Origin of the sequence: Thalassobaculum fulvum (assembly GCF_014652915.1) — a bacterium.
GTDB lineage: Bacteria > Pseudomonadota > Alphaproteobacteria > Thalassobaculales > Thalassobaculaceae > Thalassobaculum_A > Thalassobaculum_A fulvum.
The window spans coordinates 368,242-386,039 of sequence record NZ_BMZS01000005.1; the positions used below are offsets into that span (position 1 = coordinate 368,242).

The 17,798-nt window shown below is 70.2% G+C and carries 17 protein-coding genes and 1 pseudogene; 12 read left to right on the plus strand and 6 right to left on the minus strand.

Annotated features, from left to right (window positions below):
• Positions 1 to 9: 9 nt before the first annotated feature.
• From IE246_RS13410 to IE246_RS13420, 3 genes are all read right to left on the minus strand, one after another.
• A complete protein-coding gene (locus IE246_RS13410) occupies positions 10 to 2,118 on the minus strand; it encodes a 3-hydroxyacyl-CoA dehydrogenase NAD-binding domain-containing protein (RefSeq protein WP_189990364.1) in 2,109 nt (702 codons plus the stop codon).
• 269 nt (positions 2,119 to 2,387) lie between these two features.
• Entirely contained in the window at positions 2,388 to 3,254 is an 867-nt protein-coding gene (locus IE246_RS13415) for an IclR family transcriptional regulator (RefSeq protein WP_189990366.1), read from the minus strand.
• A gap of 9 nt (positions 3,255 to 3,263) precedes the next feature.
• Positions 3,264 to 4,934 (minus strand): long-chain-fatty-acid--CoA ligase, encoded by a 1,671-nt coding sequence (locus IE246_RS13420; protein ID WP_189990369.1) that lies wholly within the window; start codon positions 4,932 to 4,934, stop codon positions 3,264 to 3,266.
• 194 nt (positions 4,935 to 5,128) lie between these two features.
• On the opposite strand from IE246_RS13420, the gene IE246_RS13425 reads away from it, so the two are divergent.
• The 7 genes and pseudogenes from IE246_RS13425 (at position 5,129) to IE246_RS13455 (ending at position 10,885) form a co-directional block, all read left to right on the plus strand.
• The gene (locus IE246_RS13425) at positions 5,129 to 5,815 is read left to right on the plus strand and encodes a GntR family transcriptional regulator (RefSeq protein WP_189990370.1); all 687 of its coding nucleotides are present in this window, start codon (positions 5,129 to 5,131) and stop codon (positions 5,813 to 5,815) included.
• Between the two features lie 42 nt (positions 5,816 to 5,857).
• The gene (locus tag IE246_RS13430; RefSeq protein ID WP_189990372.1) at positions 5,858 to 7,366 is read left to right on the plus strand and encodes an ABC transporter substrate-binding protein; all 1,509 of its coding nucleotides are present in this window, start codon (positions 5,858 to 5,860) and stop codon (positions 7,364 to 7,366) included.
• A gap of 69 nt (positions 7,367 to 7,435) precedes the next feature.
• On the plus strand, positions 7,436 to 8,377 hold the full coding sequence (locus IE246_RS13435; RefSeq protein ID WP_189990374.1) for an ABC transporter permease: 942 nt from the start codon (positions 7,436 to 7,438) through the stop codon (positions 8,375 to 8,377).
• Between the two features lie 4 nt (positions 8,378 to 8,381).
• Positions 8,382 to 9,257, plus strand: coding sequence for an ABC transporter permease (locus IE246_RS13440; RefSeq protein WP_189990376.1), 876 nt, complete (start codon positions 8,382 to 8,384; stop codon positions 9,255 to 9,257).
• A gap of 25 nt (positions 9,258 to 9,282) precedes the next feature.
• Entirely contained in the window at positions 9,283 to 9,987 is a 705-nt protein-coding gene (locus IE246_RS13445; RefSeq protein ID WP_189990378.1) for a DUF1028 domain-containing protein, read from the plus strand.
• A gap of 94 nt (positions 9,988 to 10,081) precedes the next feature.
• Positions 10,082 to 10,340, plus strand: a pseudogene (locus IE246_RS13450) (methyl-accepting chemotaxis protein); the annotation flags it as partial.
• A 254-nt stretch (positions 10,341 to 10,594) separates the two neighbouring features.
• Complete coding sequence (locus tag IE246_RS13455) at positions 10,595 to 10,885, plus strand: DUF1330 domain-containing protein (protein WP_189990382.1); 291 nt, start codon at positions 10,595 to 10,597, stop codon at positions 10,883 to 10,885.
• 52 nt (positions 10,886 to 10,937) lie between these two features.
• On the opposite strand, the gene IE246_RS13460 is transcribed toward IE246_RS13455, so the two are convergent.
• The 3 genes from IE246_RS13460 to IE246_RS13470 all read right to left on the minus strand — a co-directional run bounded on the left by IE246_RS13460 (position 10,938) and on the right by IE246_RS13470 (position 13,676).
• A complete protein-coding gene (locus IE246_RS13460; RefSeq protein WP_189990384.1) occupies positions 10,938 to 11,927 on the minus strand; it encodes an MBL fold metallo-hydrolase in 990 nt (329 codons plus the stop codon).
• Positions 11,928 to 12,015: 88 nt separating this feature from the next.
• Positions 12,016 to 13,203: a YeeE/YedE family protein gene (locus tag IE246_RS13465; protein WP_189990386.1), complete on the minus strand. Its 1,188-nt coding sequence runs from the start codon at positions 13,201 to 13,203 to the stop codon at positions 12,016 to 12,018.
• Positions 13,200 to 13,676, minus strand: coding sequence for a DUF302 domain-containing protein (locus tag IE246_RS13470; RefSeq protein WP_189990388.1), 477 nt, complete (start codon positions 13,674 to 13,676; stop codon positions 13,200 to 13,202). Before IE246_RS13470 ends, IE246_RS13465 begins: the two co-directional genes overlap by 4 nt.
• Before the next feature lie 147 nt (positions 13,677 to 13,823).
• Here IE246_RS13470 and IE246_RS13475 point away from each other — a divergent pair, with 147 nt between their 5' ends.
• The 5 genes from IE246_RS13475 (at position 13,824) to ureC (ending at position 17,770) form a co-directional block, all read left to right on the plus strand.
• Positions 13,824 to 14,069, plus strand: a complete 246-nt coding sequence (locus IE246_RS13475; RefSeq protein WP_189990390.1) for a type II toxin-antitoxin system Phd/YefM family antitoxin — start codon at positions 13,824 to 13,826, stop codon at positions 14,067 to 14,069.
• Positions 14,066 to 14,452 (plus strand): type II toxin-antitoxin system VapC family toxin, encoded by a 387-nt coding sequence (locus IE246_RS13480; RefSeq protein ID WP_189990393.1) that lies wholly within the window; start codon positions 14,066 to 14,068, stop codon positions 14,450 to 14,452. The genes IE246_RS13475 and IE246_RS13480 overlap by 4 nt, the downstream gene beginning before the upstream one ends.
• Before the next feature lie 2 nt (positions 14,453 to 14,454).
• Positions 14,455 to 15,321: an urease accessory protein UreD gene (locus IE246_RS13485; RefSeq protein WP_189990395.1), complete on the plus strand. Its 867-nt coding sequence runs from the start codon at positions 14,455 to 14,457 to the stop codon at positions 15,319 to 15,321.
• 87 nt (positions 15,322 to 15,408) lie between these two features.
• Positions 15,409 to 15,711, plus strand: coding sequence for an urease subunit gamma (locus IE246_RS13490; protein ID WP_189990397.1), 303 nt, complete (start codon positions 15,409 to 15,411; stop codon positions 15,709 to 15,711).
• A gap of 13 nt (positions 15,712 to 15,724) precedes the next feature.
• Entirely contained in the window at positions 15,725 to 17,770 is a 2,046-nt protein-coding gene (gene ureC / locus IE246_RS13495) for an urease subunit alpha (RefSeq protein WP_189990399.1), read from the plus strand.
• Positions 17,771 to 17,798 lie beyond the last annotated feature (28 nt).

Here is a 17,798-nt window from a genome sequence, read left to right on the forward strand (position 1 = left end):
CTCCTTCCCTCATCGGGCGTCGCTCCATTCCTTGAAGGTCCGGCCGGCCTCGGCGAGCTCGACCAGCAGCGGCGCCGGCTGCCAGCTCTTCGGGTCGTGGTCGGCGAAGCCGCGGATGTCGGCCAGCACCTTGTCGAGGCCGCGCCGGTCGGCCCAGAACATCGGGCCGCCCTCGTAGGCCGGGAAGCCGTAGCCGAACAGCCAGACCATATCGATGTCGACCGGCCTGAGCGCGATGCCCTCGGCCAGCACCTTGGCACCCTCGTTGACCAGCGCGCACAGCGCCCGGGTCAGGATCTCGTCGGCGCCGAAGGCGCGGCGGTTGATGCCCTTCTTGCCCGACTCCTCGAGGATGATCGCCTCGACCTCCGGGTCCGGGATCGGGGTGCGGCCGTCCTCGTAGCGGTACCAGCCGGCGCCGGTTTTCTGGCCGAGCCGGCCGAGTTCGTACAGCCGGTCGGCGATCGCCACGTAGCGGGCGTCGGCCGGGCGCGTGGCGTCCTCCCGCCGCCGGGTCATGTAGCCGATGTCGAGACCGGCGAGATCGCCCATGGCGTACAGCCCCATCGGGAAGCCGAAGCCGGTGATCGCGGCATCGATCTCCTGCGGCAGGGCGCCGTCCTCCATCACGTAGTCCATCTGGGTCTTGTAGGTCTTCAGCATGCGGTTGCCGATGAACCCGTCGCAGACCCCGGCGACGACCGCGACCTTGCCAAGCTTGCGGCCGATCTCCAGCGCGGTCTTCAGCGCATCGTCGGCGGTCTTCGCGCCGCGCACCACCTCCAGCAGCTTCATCACGTTGGCCGGGCTGAAGAAGTGCATGCCCAGAACGTCGGCCGGCCGCGAAGTGACGGCGGCGATCTCGTCGACGTCCAGGTAGGAGGTGTTGGTGGCCAGCACGGCACCGGGCTTGGCGACCGCGTCGAGCTTGCGGAACACCTCCTTCTTCACGTCCATGCTCTCGAACACCGCCTCGATGACGATGTCGGCCTCGGCGACCGCCGCCAGGTCGAGGGCCGGGGTGAACAGGGCCATCAGCCCGTCGACCTGCTCGGGCGTGTAGCGGCCGCGCCTGGCGCTGATGTCGTAGTTGTTGCGGACCCGGCCGAGGCCGCGGTCGAGCGCCTCCTGGCTGGTCTCGACCACGGTCACCGGGATGCCGGCGTTGGCGAAGCACATGGCGATGCCGCCGCCCATGGTGCCGGCGCCGATCACCGCCGCCTTCTTCACCGGGCGTACCGGCACGTCCTTCGACATGCCCGGCACCTTGGCGACCTCGCGCTCGCCGAAGAACGCGTGCACCAGGCCGGCGCGCTGCGAGGATTCCATGCACTCGGTGATCAGCTCGCGCTCGCGCTTCAGGCCCTGGTCGATGGCCAAGTCGACCGCCGCCTCGACGGCGTCCACGGCCTTCTGCGGCGACATCCGGCCGCGCATCGACCTCGCCAGCTTCCGGCGGGTTTCCTCGAAGATCGAGCGGTCGGCGCGGGCCGCCGCCAGCTTGTCGTCGCGGTCGCGCACCGCCGGGGCGTCGAGGCCCTCGTCGACTACGCGCCGGGCGAAGGCGATGCCGGCGGCCTTGACGTCGGTGCCGTCGACCACCGCGTCGACGATGCCGAGGGTCAGCGCCTCCTCGACCGGGACGTGACGGCCGCTGGTGATCATCTCCAGCGCGTTCGCCACGCCGGCGACCCGCGGCAGGCGCTGGGTGCCGCCGGCGCCCGGGATGATGCCGAGCTTGACCTCGGGCAGGCCGACCTTCGAGCCCTTCAGCGCCACCCGGAACCGGCAGCCGAGCGCGGTCTCCAGCCCGCCGCCGAGCGCGGTGCCGTGGATCGCCGCGACCGTCGGCTTCGGGCAGGCCTCGATCTCGTTGATGACCTCGCCCAGGATCGGCGGCATCGGCGGCTTGCCGAACTCGCGGATGTCGGCGCCGGCCATGAAGGTGCGGCCCTCGCCGTAGATCACCAGGACCTTGGCGTCCGGATCCGCGATGCCCTGCCTGATGGCCGCGCTGATGCCGGCACGCACCGCCTGGCCGAGCGCGTTGACCGGCGGGTTGACGACCTCGATCAGGCCGATGGCCCCTTCGCGGCTGTAGCGGACGGCATCAGTCATGGTTCCTCCCGAGGGTCGGCTTTTTCGATCACATAGACTGGGTCAGACACGGCTTCAAGAAAATTGGAACAGTGTTCCGAATGACGGAATTGATCGATCCGCACCCGACGGCGCGGGTAGGTTCCGGTTCCGTCCCGCCTCCGGCGACCCGGCCCGGGATGACGTCGGGAAGGAGGATGCTCCGGCTCTTTCCACTGACGTCATTCCGGACGGGTGCGCCGCTCCGGCGCGGCCGAGCCGGGACCCACGGAGCGACGGGCGTCGTCGGCTCACGTCCCGGGCTCGCGCGGCCGGAAGCCGGCGGTGGCGGTCGGGGCGCCCGCCAGGTCGTGCTCGACCAGTCGTACGGTTTCCACCAGCCGCGGGCCGACCGTGCGCTCCAGCACGCTGCGGGTCAGGCGCAGGGACGAGCCGCCGCAGTTGAACGCCAGCACGTGGGCACCGCCCTCCAGCACCAGCGGCACGCCGGCCGAGGCGACGTCGCGGTTCCAGTCGCCTTCGGAGACGCAGTAGCCGTGGTCGGCGTAGAACTTCAGCGCCTCCTCCAGGCCCTTGCGGAGGAACGGCCATTCGTCGCCGTGGTGGGCCTGCAGGCGGGCCAGCACGGCCTCGCGGTCGGCCTCGGGCAGGCCGGCGATGTAGGCCCGGCCCATGGAGGTGACGGGCATCGGGATGCGGGCGCCGACGTCGAGCCGCAGGATCAGCGGGCCGCGGCCCTGGCAGACGTCGATGTAGACCATCTCCGAGCGGTCGCCGGAGCCGAGCGCCACCGAGCAGTCGGTCGAGTCGGCGAGCGCCTGCATGTGCGGGTGGGCGATGTCGCGCACGCCGTTGCCGGCGAGGTAGCGGTAGCCGAGCGCCAGCACGCCCGGGCCGAGTTGGTAGCGCTCGATCTGGTCGACATACCGGAGATAGCCGAGGGAGGTCAGGGTCTGGGTGAGGCGGGAGACCGTCGACTTCGGGATGCCGGTGCGCTTGGCCAGTTCGCCGTTGCCGAGGTAGCGGTCGTCGCGGCCGAAGGCCCGCAGGATCTCGAGACCGCGTGCCAGGGCGGTGACGAACCCCGGGTCGGCCTCGGCGCCGTGGCGCCAGTCCTCGATGTTTGCCAGTCGCGGGTTGCTCGGTCGTCTCGGCATGCGGTCGGCTCAGCTTGTTGCGGCGCGGGCCTGGTTCTCCTGGTCCTGCAGCACCCGCCACTGCACCTTGCCGGTCGGGGATTTCGGGAGGCTGCCGGAAAACTCGATCACGGCCGGGACCTTATAGGCGGCCATGCGCTCGCGACACCAGGACTGGATGTCCTCGGCCGTCGGCGAGGCGCCGTTGCGCGGGACCACCACCGCCTTCACGGTCTCGCCGCGGCGCGGATCCGGAGTGGCGATGACGCAGACCTCCTGGATCCCCGGGTGCTCGTACATCATGGCCTCGACCTCGGCCGGCCAGACCTTGAATCCGGAGGCGTTGATCATCCGCTTCAGGCGGTCGACCAGGAAGAAATAGCCCTCGTCGTCGTAGTAGCCGAGGTCGCCGGTCCGGAAGAACCGCTTGCCGTCGCGCTCGAAGAACACCGCCGCGGTATCGTCCGGCCGATTCCAGTAGCCGAGGAACACCTGCGGGCCGGACACCACGATCTCGCCGACCGCCTCCGGCCCCAGCTCGGCCAGGGTCTCGGGGTCGACCACGCGGGCGTCGGTGTCGAAGAACGGGATGCCCCCGCACTGCCGCTTCGAGCGGCCGACCGGGTTGATGTGGGTCGGCGCGATGGTCTCGGTCAGGCCGTAGCCTTCCAGGTACTCGATCCCGGTCAGCGCGTGCAGCCGGTCGGCGACTGCCGCCGGCATCTGGGCGCCGCCGCCGCTGACCGCGACCAGCGACGACAGGTCGAAGCTGCCGGCCTCCGGGTCGGACAGCAGGTCGACGCACATGGTGGTGATGCAACGCCAGTGCGACACCTGGTGGCGGGCGATCAGCGCGGCCGCGGTACGGCGGTTCCAGCGGGTCATCATGACCATGGTGGCGCCCTGGTAGACCAGCATGTTCATCGAGTTCTGCATGCCGGTCACGTGGAACAGCGGCAGGCTGACCAGCGACACCGACTCCGGGCCGCTCGGGCTCCAAACCAGGTTCCCGTACATGGTGAACCCGACCGTCCGATGGGTGTGCAGGCAGCCCTTCGGCCGGCCGGTGGTGCCGGAGCTGAACGGCAGCACGCACCAGTCGTCGAGCCCGACCGTCAGCGGCGGCACCGGATGGTCGGAGGCCATCACCGCCTCCCACGCGACCATGCCCGGCCCGTCGACCGGGCGGCGCGGGGCGGCGACCGCCTCTGGCAGCTCCAGGTCGGTCGCCTCGCGCACGTAGTCGCCGTAGCAGCCCACCACGACGTGCTTCAACGGAGTTTCGCCGACCAGCGGCGCCACCACGTCCAGCATCTCCTGGCCGACGACCGCGGCGGCGGCATCGGTGTCGGCGACGATGTGCCGGAGCTCCTCGATCTTGCTCATGGTGTTGACCGGCACCACCACCGCGTTGGCCCGCAGGATGGCGTAGTAGCCGATCACGAACTGCGGGCTGTTCTGCATGAACAGGATGACCCGGTCGCCCTTGCCGACGCCGGCGACGGCGCTCAGCCAGCCGGCCAACCGGTCGGTCGCGCGGTCGAGCTCGGTCCAGGAGATCCGGGTGCCGTAGTAGTGGATCGCCACCTTGTCCGGGAACCGCCGGGCGGCCACCGTCAGGTTCTCCGAAAGGGTCGTCGCCGGTGGGGTGAGGCTGTGCGGCAGCCCCTTCGGCCAGACACCGAAATGACGATCGAACATCGGACCTCCCTCGACTGGACGCTTTTGCGCCTCGCTTCCTGAACCTATCCCACGCGGCGACCGGGGGATCAACTCCGCGGAACGTGGTTCCGTATGTCGGAATGCCGCAAACCGCGGGCATCAGCGCGCTTGACCGGGTTTCAATATCGATATCACTATTTCGCACTTGCTAATGCAAAGGGGGCGGGATGTCGGTGGCGGAAGCCTTGGAAGCGGGTGGAATCAACCCGTTTCCGTCGTCGAACAAACGGCAGGCGATTCAAGAGGCGCTGCAGCGGCTGATCGTGACCGGCCGGCTGGAGCCGGGCACGCCGCTGGTCGAGACCCAACTGGCCGCCGAGTTCGGCTCGAGCCAGGCGCCGGTGCGCGAAGCGCTGATGAAGCTGGAGGAGGCCGGGCTGGTGGTCCGCAACGGCTACCGCGGAACCGTGGTCGCGACCACCTCGATGGACGAGGCGCGCGAGATGGTCGCGGTCCGGCTGCGGCTGGAGACCAGCGGCGCCCGCCGCGCCGTCGCCGGGTTCGACCGGGAGATGCGTGATCGGCTCGCCGGGCTGATCGCCGAGATGGAAGCCGCGGCCGGGAGCGAGGACCTGTTCGCGCTCACCGAGCTGGACCGCGCCTTCCACCTGGCGATCTTCGAGCGGGCCGAACTGCCGTCGCTGGAGCCGATCCTGACACGCTGCTTCCTGCACGTGCACCGGGCGGCGCTCACGAACCCGGCACGGGCCCGTTCCCTGCTGCAGTCGGCCCGTTGGCATTGGCCGATCGTGGAGGCTCTCGACAGCGGCTGCCCCGACCGGGCGGCAGCGGCGCTGGCCGAGCACGTCAACAACGTCATCGAGGGGATGCCGCCGTTGGCCGGCGGCCTGCCGGAGTGACGGGGGTCAACGCTTAGGCAACACGGAGGTGGAAGAGAGACCATGACCCGGAAACTGTCGCTGGCCGTCGCGGCCGGCATGATGCTCATCGGCTCGGCCGCGTCGGCCGAGACCCTCAGGATCGGTCTCGCCGACGATCCGGACGTGCTCGATCCGGACCAGTCGCGCACCTTCGTGGGGCGGATCGTCTACACCGCGCTGTGCGACAAGCTGGTCGACATCGACCCGGACCTGAACTTCGTGCCGCAGCTCGCCACCGCGTGGGAGTGGTCGGATGGCGGCAAGACCCTGACCATGAAGCTGCGTGACGGCGTCACCTTCCACGACGGCGAGAAGTTCGACGCCGCCGCGGTGAAGGCGAACATCGAGCGCTCCAAGACCCTGCCGGAGTCGCGCCGAAAGTCCGAGGTGAAGTCGATCGACACCGTCGACGTGGTCGATCCGCTGACCGTCCGCTTCAACCTCAAGGCGCCGGACGCCACGCTGCTGGCAACCCTGTCCGACCGCGCCGGCATGATGGTGTCGCCGAAGGCGGCGGCCGAGGCCGGCGCCGGCCTGGGCGCCAAGCTGGTGTGCTCGGGCCCGTTCAAGTTCGTCGAGCGGGTGCAGCAGGACCGCATCGTGCTGGAGAAGTTCCCGGCCCATTGGAACGCCGCGAACATCCATTTCGACCAGGTGATCTACCGGACGATCCCGGACTCGACGGTCCGGCTCGCCAACCTGCAGGCCGGCGACCTCGACATGCTCGAGCGGCTGTCGCCGCCGGACATCGCCACCGTCAAGGCCGACTCCAAGCTGCAGGTCGTCGACGTGGTCGGCCTCGGCTACCAGGGCATCACCATCAACAACAACAACGGCGAGCGCTCGAAGACCCCGCTCGGCCAGGACCCGCGGGTCCGCAAGGCGCTGGAGCTGTCGATCGACCGCGCGGCGCTGAACCAGGTGGTGTTCGACGGCGCCCACCTGCCGGGCAACCAGTTCGTCTCGCCGCAGAGCCAGTTCTACAACCAGGCGATCCCGGTGCCGGCGCGTGACGTGGCCAAGGCCAAGGCGCTGCTGAAGGAGGCCGGGGCCGAGGGCTTCTCGTTCGAGATGCAGTTCCCGAACAACCCGGACATGACCCGGGCCGCCCAGGTCATCCAGGCAATGGCGGCCGAGGCCGGCTTCGACGTCAAGCTGCGCGCGACCGAGTTCGCGACCATGCTGAAGGAGCAGTCGGCCGGCAACTACCAGGCGACCGAGGTCGGCTGGTCGGGCCGCGTCGATCCGGACGGCAACATCCACGCCTTCGCGACCTGCAAGGGCGGCATCAACGACACCAAGTACTGCAATCCCGAGGTCGACAAGCTGCTGGACGCGGCGCGCCAGACCAACGACGTGGCGGAGCGCAAGAAGCTCTACGCCTCGGCCATCGAGATCCTCGATCGCGAGCGGCCGATCATCTACCTCTACCACCCGAAGTGGATCTGGGCGCTGAGCAGCAAGCTGCAGGGCTACAAGCCCTATCCGGATGCCATGATCCGGCTCGAGGGCATGAAGAAGGCCTCCTGAGGCCGCGGGCCGGGCGGTCCCCTGGGCCGCCCGGCTCTTCTCTCCGTTTCACGCTCTGGGGAGCGGCCGGTGCTCGCCTATTTCCTTCGCCGTCTCGTCGGCATCGTGCCGACCGTGGTGCTGGTCTCGATGTTCGTGTTCGCGCTGCAGCAGATGCTGCCGGGCGACCCGGCGCTGGCGCTCGCCGGCGAGGAGCGCGACCCCGAGTCGATCGCCTATATCCGCGAGAAGTATCATCTGAACGAGCCGATCTGGGTGCAGTACGGCTACTGGATGGGCGGGGTGCTCAAGGGCGATCTCGGGATCTCCCTGCGCACCAACATCCCGGTCACGGAGCTGCTCGTGCAGAAGCTGCCGGTGACCATCCAGCTGGCGCTGATGGCGATCGCCATCGCCCTGCTGATCGGCATCCCGATGGGCGTGCTGTCGGCGCTCAAGCGCGGCACGCCGCTCGACTGGCTGGCCAACGTGACGGCGCTGTCGGGGCTGTCGATCCCGAACTTCTGGCTCGGCGTGCTGCTGATCCTGCTGGTCTCGGTCAAGCTCGGCTGGCTGCCGGCCTCGGGCTACGAGAGCCCGTTCGACGACCCGGTGCAGAACCTCAAGACCATGATCATGCCGGCGTTCGTGCTCGGCACCGCGATCGCGGCCACCATGATGCGCCACACCCGCAGCGCCATGCTCGAGGTGCTGCGCTCGGACTACGTCCGGACCGCGCGCGCCAAGGGGGTGCGCGAGCGCTTCGTAATCCTGCGCCACGCCTTCCGCAACGCGCTGATCCCGGTGGTCACCATCGGCACCCTGCAGCTCGGCGAGCTGCTGGCCGGCGCGGTGCTGACCGAGCAGGTGTTCACCATCCCGGGCTTCGGCAAGCAGATCGTCGACGCGGTGTTCAACCGCGACTACGCGGTCGTCCAGGGCGTGGTGCTGTGCAGCTCGCTCGCCTTCATCCTGCTCAACCTGGTCGCCGATATGGCGTACTTCTTCCTCAACCCGCGGATCCGGGCGTAGCGCCATGGCCGAGACCGCCGCAACCGTTCCCTCCGTCTTCGGTCTGCGCATCCGCTCGCGGGCCGGCCGTAGGCTGCTGCGCCACCGCGGCGCGCTGATCGGCGGCGCGCTGATCGCGTTCTTCGTGGTGCTGGCCGTCGGCGCGCCGCTGTTCGCCACCCACGAGCCGATGGCCACCGACTGGATGGCGGTGCGCAAGGCGCCGTCGTGGGCGCACCTGATGGGAACCGACGAGATCGGGCGCGACGTGTTCTCGCGGCTGGTCTGGGGGGCCCGGACCTCGCTGCTGGCCGGTGTCGTGTCGGTCGCGTTCGCACTGGCGCTCGGCGTGCCGCTGGGCGTGCTCGCCGGCTATGCCGGTGGCTGGGTCGACACCGTGATCTCGCGGTGCAACGAGGCGGTGCTGTCCTGCCCGTTCCTGATCCTGGCGATCGCGTTCGCGGCGTTCCTCGGGCCGAGCCTGACCAACGCGATGATCGCCATCGGCCTGTCGGCGGCGCCGATCTTCGTGCGGCTGGCGCGCGGCCAGACCCTGGTGGTGAAGGCCGAGGAATACGTCGACGGCGCCCGGGCGGTCGGGCTGGCGCACACCCGCATCGTGCTGCGCTATATCCTGCCGAACATCTTTCCGCCGCTGCTGGTGCAGTCGACCCTCACGATCGCGACCGCGATCATCGCCGAGGCCAGCCTGTCGTTCCTCGGCCTCGGCCAGCAGCCGCCGGACCCGAGCTGGGGCAGCATGCTCAGCATCGCCAAGAACTTCCTGGTGCAGGCCCCGTGGATGTCGGTCTGGCCGGGCGTGGCGATCTTCCTGGTGGTGTTCGGGTTCAACCTGCTGGGCGACGGGTTGCGCGACGCGCTCGACCCCAGGGGCGACTGATGGCGGCGATCGAGAGGATGCAGGCATGACGTGGTCGATCATCGCGCGCGAGCCGGAGACTGGGGTGATGGGGCTGATCGTCGCCACCCGGTTCTTCGCGGCCGGCGCCCTGGTGCCGCACAGCGCGCCGGATGCCGGGCTGGTGGCGACCCAGGCGCTGGTCAACCCGACCTACGGCCCGCTCGGTCTGGAGATGCTGCGGGCCGGCCGGTCGCCGGAGGAGACCGTGGCCGCGCTGATCGGGCCGGACGAGGGCAGGGCGGCCCGCCAGGTTCACGCGATGAGCCTCGACGGGCGGACTGCGGCGTTCACCGGCGGCGCCTGTGTCGACTGGGCCGGGTCGCGCTCCGAGCAGGACCTGTCGGTCGCCGGCAACATGCTGGCCGGGCCGGCGGTGGTCGAGGAGACCTTCGAGACCTTCCGGGCCCGCGCCGACCTGCCGCTGGTCGACCGGCTGATCGCGGCGATGCGGGCCGGCGAGGCCGCCGGCGGCGACAAGCGCGGCAAGCAGTCGGCCGGCCTGGTGATCCAGGACGCCCGGCCGTATCGCTGGCTGGACCTGCGGGTCGACGACCACCAGGATCCGCTGAGCGAGCTGGAGCGCCTGCACACCGTGGCCGGCCAACGGTTCCTGGCGTTCCGCCACGCCTTCCCGACCGCCGAGCGGCCCTGGGGCATCTGGGAGCGCAGCGAGGTCGAGGCGATGATCGCCGAGCGGCTGGGCGGCTGACCGTCCGGAATTTCGCTGCGGTGGCCTGCGGTCTTCATGGACCGTTTACCAACGTCGGCGCAGACTGCGCGAACCCATCAGCAGCGGTACGGCCATGAGCGCAACCAGCACGGCGATCCAGAATACCCAGTCGGTCATCACGGACCTCGAGGCGGACCTCAATCTCATTCGTGACGTGGCGCGGCGCATCGACCAGATCGCCGGCCAGACCAACCTGCTGGCGTTGAACGCCACCATCGAGGCGGCGCGGGCCGGCGACGCCGGCCGCGGCTTCGCGGTGGTCGCGGGCGAGGTCAAGACGCTCTCCGGCAACACCAAGGAGGCGACCGACCAGATCGCCAAGGTGATCGCCACGGTCGAGAAGCGGGTCGAGACGCTGAAGCGCACCCTGATGGACGCCGACCGCGCCGATCACGCGTTTACCGCCGCCGAGTAGCCGATCCGCCCGGGCCAGGACCCGGGCACGGGCCGAATGCGGGAGCCGGCACGGCATCGTGACGGCCGGCCGGCGACGCCGTGGTTGTGCGGCGCGGGCGCAGCGGGTTTGATCCCCGGCACGATTCGGCGCCCGTCCGGGCCGCCGGCATTCCCGTCAGGAGGAACACCCATGGCCAAGGCCTACTGGATCTCGCTGTACCGCGCCGTTCACGATGCCGACAAGCTGGCGGCCTACGCCAAGCTCGCCGGTCCGGCCATCCAGGCCGGCGGCGGCAGGTTCCTGGTGCGGGGCATGCCCTCGAAGACCTACGAGGCGGGCCTCGACCAGCGCACGGTCGTCATCGAGTTCGACAGCGTCGAGCAGGCGATCGCGACCCACGACAGCGCGGGCTACAAGGCGGCCCTCGACGCGCTCGGCGACGGCGTCGAGCGTGACATGCGGATCGTCGAAGGCGCCTGAAGACCACGAACCGGGCGGCGGTCGCCCGCCGCCCGGTCGCAGGCTGCGCGGGTCAGCCGAGGTCCATCTGATAGCCGGCCGCCACGTAGCGGAAACCGTCGCCCATCGGCTCGATGTAGCCGACGTTCGGGAACGGCATGTGATAGCCGGTGAACGGGATCTTGTCGGCGGCGATCATGCCGAAGATCTCCTTGCGGGCTTCGGCCGCCTTCTTCTTGTTCATGTCGAACGAGACTTCCCAGTCCGGGCGCTGCAGCGACACGACGTAGTGGTTCGCGGTGTCCGCCGTGATCATCAGCCGCTTGCCTTCGCTCTCCACGTGGAAAGCCAGGTGGCCGGGGGTGTGACCACCGGCGTCGACCGCGGTGATGCCGGACACCACCGCCTGGTTGTCCTCCAGGAACGTCGTCTTCTCCGCCAGCGGCACGACGTTGGACTGCACCAGCTTGCCGACCCGCTCGGTCTTGCCGGTCGCCTTCTCGGGCGGCGACCAGAAATTGTACTCCTCGGCACCGGTCACGTAGCGGGCATTCGCGAACGCCGGAGCGCCGTCCTCCATCAGGCCGCCGATGTGGTCGGGATGGAAGTGGGTCAGCACGACCACGTCGATCTGCTCGGGCGTATAGCCCGCCGCCCCCAGCGTCGCCCGCAGCGCGCCGGCGTTCGGCCGCCGGCCGGCGCCGTTGCCGGTGTCGAACAGGATCAGTTCGTTGCCGGTGTTGACCAGCACCGGGGCGAAGCTGATGGCCATCCGCGAGGTCGGCAGGAAGTTCTCGGCCGCCAGCTTCTGGACATCCTCGGGCTTCTGGTCGGCGCCGAAGATCGGATGCGGGCCGTCGAGCTGGATGGCGCCGTCGAGGATGGTGGTCACCTCGTACGCGCCGAGCTTGAAGCGGTAGACCGACGGCTTGGTCGGGCCGAGCATGGGCGCGGCGGCCTGGGCCGGGCGGACAGGCAGGCCGGTCGAAGCGAGTGCGGCCCCGGCGCCGAGGGCGCCGAGCAGAGCTGTCCGACGGGACAGGGTGGATGACGTCGATGACATGGTTGCCTCCCTCAGAGGTCGCGAACGCGACTGTATACAATTAGAGGGAGCCGATCGCAGATCAATCGGGCGCGTGCGTGGACCGCGATCACGGATTCGCGAGGTGGAACCACGGGCGCAGGCGGACCCCGACCACCGTCCCGAGCAGCGCCATCACGATCCAGGCCCAGCCGTGCAGGCTGGTCGAGGCGACACCGGAGAAGAACGCGCCGATGTTGCAGCCATAGGCGAGCCGGGCGCCGTAACCCATCAGCAGTCCGCCCAGCACCGCCGCCGCGAGCGGCCGCAGGCCGACCCGCCAGACCGGGCGGAAGCTGCCGGCGAGCGCCGCGGCGATCGCCGCGCCAAGCAGGATGCCGAGATTCGAGACCGAGGTGGTCGAGGCCAGGATCGACTGGCCGAGCGCGGCCCGCGTCCAGTCCGCCGACCAGAACGCGCTGGAGGCCGGGTCCCAGCCGAGCGCAGCGGCGGTCTTCGCGCCCCACAGGGTGAAGCCCCAGGTGATGCCCCACGGGCTGCCGGTGAGGGCCAGGGTGACGGCGTTCAGAACGGCGAGCGCCAGCGCACCGAGCAGCAGCGGCCACGGGCCGCGCAGCAGGGCCGAGGCAGAGAACCGGCCGTCCCACCACAGCGGCCGCCGTACCCGGCCGCCGAACAGGTAGAGGACCCGGACGATCAGGGCGAGCACCGCCGCCTGCGCCAGCACCGCCGGTACCCAGCCGATGGAATGGCCGAGCGAGACCGGCGGCAGCGTCGGCAGCGACCGCCACCACGGCAGGTCGAGGGTGCCCCACCACGAGCCGGCGCAGAAGAACACCAGCACCACCAGCATGCGCGGGCTGCCCCCGCCGCTGGTGAACAGCGTGCCGGAGGCGCAGGCGCCACCGAGCTGCATGCCGATGCCGAACACGAACGCCCCGGTCAGCATGGCGATCCCGACCGGGGCCACCGCCCCGCCGACGCCGTGTCCGAAGGCTTCGCCGGCGGCCAGCATCGGCGCGAACAGGATCGACGCCACCACCAGCATCACCGCCTGCGCGACCACGCCGGACAGCTCCTTGTCGAGGATCGCCCGGCGGTAGGCGGCGGTGAAGCCGAAGGCGGCGTGGTAGAGCGCGATCCCGAGCCCGATGCCGACGGCGAGCACGGCGGCCAGCAGCGGCGAGTCGGTCCAGAGTGCCGCGCCGAGCGTCAGCGCGACGACGCCCGCGGCGGCCAGGGCCGGCCGCTGGACCGCCGGCAGGGCGACCGGCGGAACGGTCGCGGTGGTGCTCACGAACCGGCCCCGGCATCGGCGACGATGCGGGCCACGTGGTCGTCGAGTTCGCGGCCCATGGCGGTCAGGTCCGGCACCTCATAGGCGCCGAACACCGCGCTCGGCTTGCGGTACGTCACGTGCGCGCTGCCGTCGGCGGCCTCGGTCGCGTACACCCGGATCGGCGCCTCGATGCCGGCCGCTACCGATGCCGCCAGCATGCGGCGCGCGTAGGCCGGCTTGAAGAACAGGAACACCCGGTTGCCCGGCACGGTCTCGCCGAACACCCCCTGGATGGCGCAGTTGGCGCAGGCGATGCCGACGATGTTGAAGCCGTTGGAGGTGATCGCCTTGGCGAAGGCCTCGACGAACGGCCCGAACGGCTTGCCGGTCTCGATCGTCACGGTGTCCGGATACGGCGTCGGGTTCTCGGCTCGTGCCGGCGCCGCGATGGTCAGGCAGGCAACGATCAGGCCGGCGGCGAGGATACGCATGACGGACCTCCTTGCGCTCGCCGCAGTCCTAGCGACGGCGGCCGCTCCCGGAAAGACAACAGGACGTGAGAGTCAGGTGATCGGATGCCGCTTGAACGGGAGCTTCGACTGAACCAGACTAAACTAACTTAGTTTATCGAGGCGCATATGCGAACGGTCAACATCCATGACGCGAAGACCCATCTCTCCCGTCTCGTCGAGCTGGCGGCGAAGGGGGAATCGTTCATCATCGCGAAGGCCGGGCGCCCGATGGTGAAGGTGGTGGCGCTGGACAGCCCTGCGGCGCGTGGCGCCAGGCGGCTCGGCTTCATGGCCGGCGAGATCGCAGTGCCCGAGGACTTCGACCGCATGGGCGAGGCCGAGGTCGCGGACCTGTTCGACGGTGACGCGTGAAGCTGTTGCTCGACACCCACGTCCTGCTGTGGGCGGCCGGCGAGCCCGAGCGCTTGTCGGTGGAGGCACGGTCCTTGCTGGAGAACCCGGCGAACCAGCTTCTGTTCAGCGCCGTCAGCCTGTGGGAGGTCGCGATCAAGAACGACCTGGGAAGGGACGACTTCAAGGTCGATCCGAGGGTGCTTCGACGGGGCCTGATCGACAATGACTATGCGGAAGTGCCGGTCCTCGGCGAGCATGCGCTGCAGATCGCGGCACTGCCCCGGATCCATCGGGACCCGTTCGACCGGATGCTGGTGGTGCAGGCACAGGTGGAAGGTGTGACATTGCTGACCGTCGACGCCCGGGTCGCGGAATATCCCGGACCCATCAGGCTTCTGTAGGCATGACAGAGACTTCCGGACAGCTCGATGAGGCCGGCACGACCGTGACGGCGTCACTCGAGCGCTACGACGGCGCCCTGCGGCTGCGGGTCGCCGAAGGCCGCATCGACGGGTTCCGGCAGACCCCGCCGATGCGGCTGTTCCGTCCGCACCCGGAGCCGGGCGAGCCGCGCAGCGTGGTGGTCGGCAACGTCGCCGGCGGCGTGGTCGGAGGCGACCGGCTGGGCGTCCGGATCGAGGTCGCGGAGAACGAAAGCCTGCTCGCCACCACCCAGGCGGCCGAGAAGATCTATCGTTCCGACGGCGCGACCGCGACCATGGGTGTCGATCTCTCGGTGGCCGACGGCGGCACCCTGGAATGGCTGTCGGCCGGCACCATCCTGTTCGACGGCGCCCGGCTCGACCGCACCACCACCCTCGACGTCGCCGCTGCCGGGCGGCTGCTGTACTGCGAGACCCTGGTGCTCGGCCGGCTGGCGCGCGGCGAGGTGTTCGCCTCCGGGACCCTGCGCGATCGGATCCGGCTGCGGCGCGGCGGACGGCTGGTCTGGGCCGACGACCTCGGCCTCGTCGGCGACGGGTTCGCCGCCCTGGACGCCGCCGCCGGGTTTGCCGGCGGGCGCTCGTACAGCACGATCCTGTTCGCGGCCCCGCGGGCGGCGACCGCGCTGGAGGCGGTGCGCCCGCTGCTGGAGGCGGAGCCGGCGGTACGGGCCGGCGTGACCGCGCTCGCGCCCGACCTGCTGCTGGTCCGGATCCTGGCCGGAGACCCGGCGCAGGCCCGCAAGCTGGTCGCGGCGACCTGGATGGGCCTGCGGTCGGGGTGCCTCGGCCGGCCGGCGCAAATGCCCACGATCTGGGCAATCTGACGCCCTTTTGTGCAGTGCAGGAAATGCTCGACGCCGCGGCCGCGGGGCGCCACGCTTGCGTCCCGGGAGCATGTTGAGGAGGGGCCCATGCAGCTCACCCCGCGGGAGAAGGACAAGCTGCTGATCGCCATGGCGGCGATGGTGGCGCGCCGGCGCCTGGAGCGCGGCGTCAAGCTGAACTACCCGGAGGCGGTCGCGCTGATCACCGACACGGTGGTCGAGGGCGCGCGCGACGGGCGGTCGGTCGCCGACCTGATGGAGGCGGGCGCGGCGGTGCTGGCGCGCTCGCAGGTCATGGAAGGGATCGCCGAGATGCTGCACGAGGTGCAGGTCGAGGCGACGTTCCCGGACGGCACCAAGCTCGTCACCGTCCACGAACCGATCCGCTGAGGGGGAGAGTGCGATGATCCCGGGCGAACTGATCCCCGCGCAGGGCGAGATCGAGCTCAACGCCGGCGCCGACCGCGTCACCATCACGGTCGCCAACACCGGCGACCGGCCGGCGCAGGTGGGCAGCCACTACCATTTCGCCGAGACCAACCCGGCGCTCGACTTCGACCGCGAGACCGCGACCGGCCGCCGGCTGGACATCCCGGCCGGCACCGCCGTGCGCTTCGAGCCCGGCCAGACCCGCGAGGTGACGCTGGTTCCCTATGCCGGCGGGCGGACGGTCTACGGCTTCAACCAGAAGGTCATGGGCGCGCTGCCGGCGGTCGCCAAGGGCCAGGGCAACGTGCCGCCGCGGATGATGGCGCGCGCCGCCTATGCCGGCATGTTCGGCCCGACCGTCGGCGACAAGGTCCGGCTCGCCGACACCGACCTGGTGATCGAGGTCGAGAAGGACTTCACCACCTACGGCGAGGAGGTGAAGTTCGGCGGCGGCAAGGTGATCCGCGACGGCATGGGCCAGAGCCAGGCGAGCCGGGCCGACGGCGCCGTCGACCTGGTGATCACCAACGCCACGGTCCTGGACCACACCGGCGTGTTCAAGGCCGACATCGGGGTCCGCGACGGCCGCATCGTCGGCATTGGCAAGGCCGGCAACCCGGACGTCCAGCCGGGCGTCGACATCGTCATCGGCCCCGGCACCGAGGCGCTGGCCGGCGAGGGCAAGATCCTGACCGCCGGCGGGCTCGACGTGCACATCCACTTCATCTGCCCGCAGCAGGTCGACGATGCGCTCGCGTCGGGCGTGACCACCATGATGGGCGGCGGTACCGGTCCCGCTACGGGAACCAACGCCACCACCTGCACGCCGGGTCCGTGGAACCTGATGCGGATGCTGCAGGCCGCCGACGGCATCCCGATCAACCTCGGCTTCTTCGGCAAGGGCAATGCCGCCCTGCCGCGCGGGCTGGAGGAGCAGATCGCCGCCGGCGCCTGCGGCCTCAAGCTGCACGAGGACTGGGGCACCACGCCGGCCGCCATCGACTGCTGCCTGTCGGTCGCCGACGCGATGGACATCCAGGTGATGATCCACACCGACACGCTGAACGAGTCGGGCTTCGTCGAGAACTCGATCGCGGCGTTCAAGGGCCGCACCATCCACGCCTTCCACACCGAGGGCGCCGGCGGCGGTCACGCGCCCGACATCATCAAGGTGTGCGGCGAGGCCAACGTTCTGCCGTCGTCGACTAACCCGACCCGGCCGTTCACGGTGAACACCGTGGACGAGCACCTCGACATGCTGATGGTCTGCCACCACCTCGACCCGCGCATCCCCGAGGACGTGGCGTTCGCCGAGAGCCGGATCCGCAAGGAGACCATCGCCGCCGAGGACATCCTGCACGACCTGGGCGCGTTCTCGATCATGGCCTCCGACAGCCAGGCCATGGGCCGGGTCGGCGAGGTGGTGATCCGCACCTGGCAGACCGCCGACAAGATGAAGAAGCAGTTCGGCGCGCTGGCCGGCGAGACCGGCGACAACGACAACCTGCGGGCCCGGCGCTACGTCGCCAAGTACACCATCAACCCGGCGATCGCCCAGGGTGTGGCCCACGAGGTCGGCTCGATCGAGGTCGGCAAGCGCGCCGACCTGGTGCTGTGGTCGCCGGCGTTCTTCGGGGTCAAGCCGGACCTGGTGCTGGTCGGCGGGCTGATAGCCTCGGCCATGATGGGCGACCCGAACGCCTCGATCCCGACCCCGCAGCCGGTGCACTCCCGCCCGATGTTCGGCGGCTACGGCAAGGCGCTGGGGGCGGGCTCGGTCAGCTTCGTCAGCCAGGCGGCGATCGAGCGCGACGTGCGCGGCCAGTACGGCCTCGCCAAGGAGACCGTGGCGGTGCGCAACACCCGCGGCGGCATCGGCAAGAGCGCGATGCGGCTGAACGACCACCTGCCGACGATCACCGTCGACCCGGAGACCTACACGGTCACCGCCGACGGCAGGGTGCTGACCTGCGAGCCGGCCAAGGTGGTGGCGATGGCGCAGCGCTACTTCCTGTTCTGAGGGGGCGGCGATGGTGGCGAAAGTCGAG

Excerpts from the sequence above, each read along its gene's own strand:
- IE246_RS13455 (WP_189990382.1), top strand. The coding sequence starts at position 10,595 with ATGGCCAAGGCCTACTGGATCTCGCTGTACCGCGCCGTTCACGATGCC.
- IE246_RS13420 (WP_189990369.1), bottom strand. The coding sequence starts at position 4,934 with ATGTTCGATCGTCATTTCGGTGTCTGGCCGAAGGGGCTGCCGCACAGC.
- ureC (WP_189990399.1), top strand. The coding sequence starts at position 15,725 with ATGATCCCGGGCGAACTGATCCCCGCGCAGGGCGAGATCGAGCTCAAC.
- IE246_RS13415 (WP_189990366.1), bottom strand. The coding sequence starts at position 3,254 with ATGCCGAGACGACCGAGCAACCCGCGACTGGCAAACATCGAGGACTGG.
- IE246_RS13490 (WP_189990397.1), top strand. The coding sequence starts at position 15,409 with ATGCAGCTCACCCCGCGGGAGAAGGACAAGCTGCTGATCGCCATGGCG.
- IE246_RS13440 (WP_189990376.1), top strand. The coding sequence starts at position 8,382 with ATGGCCGAGACCGCCGCAACCGTTCCCTCCGTCTTCGGTCTGCGCATC.
- IE246_RS13460 (WP_189990384.1), bottom strand. The coding sequence starts at position 11,927 with ATGTCATCGACGTCATCCACCCTGTCCCGTCGGACAGCTCTGCTCGGC.
- IE246_RS13430 (WP_189990372.1), top strand. The coding sequence starts at position 5,858 with ATGACCCGGAAACTGTCGCTGGCCGTCGCGGCCGGCATGATGCTCATC.
- IE246_RS13470 (WP_189990388.1), bottom strand. The coding sequence starts at position 13,676 with ATGCGTATCCTCGCCGCCGGCCTGATCGTTGCCTGCCTGACCATCGCG.
- IE246_RS13445 (WP_189990378.1), top strand. The coding sequence starts at position 9,283 with ATGACGTGGTCGATCATCGCGCGCGAGCCGGAGACTGGGGTGATGGGG.
- IE246_RS13485 (WP_189990395.1), top strand. The coding sequence starts at position 14,455 with ATGACAGAGACTTCCGGACAGCTCGATGAGGCCGGCACGACCGTGACG.
- IE246_RS13410 (WP_189990364.1), bottom strand. The coding sequence starts at position 2,118 with ATGACTGATGCCGTCCGCTACAGCCGCGAAGGGGCCATCGGCCTGATC.
- IE246_RS13475 (WP_189990390.1), top strand. The coding sequence starts at position 13,824 with ATGCGAACGGTCAACATCCATGACGCGAAGACCCATCTCTCCCGTCTC.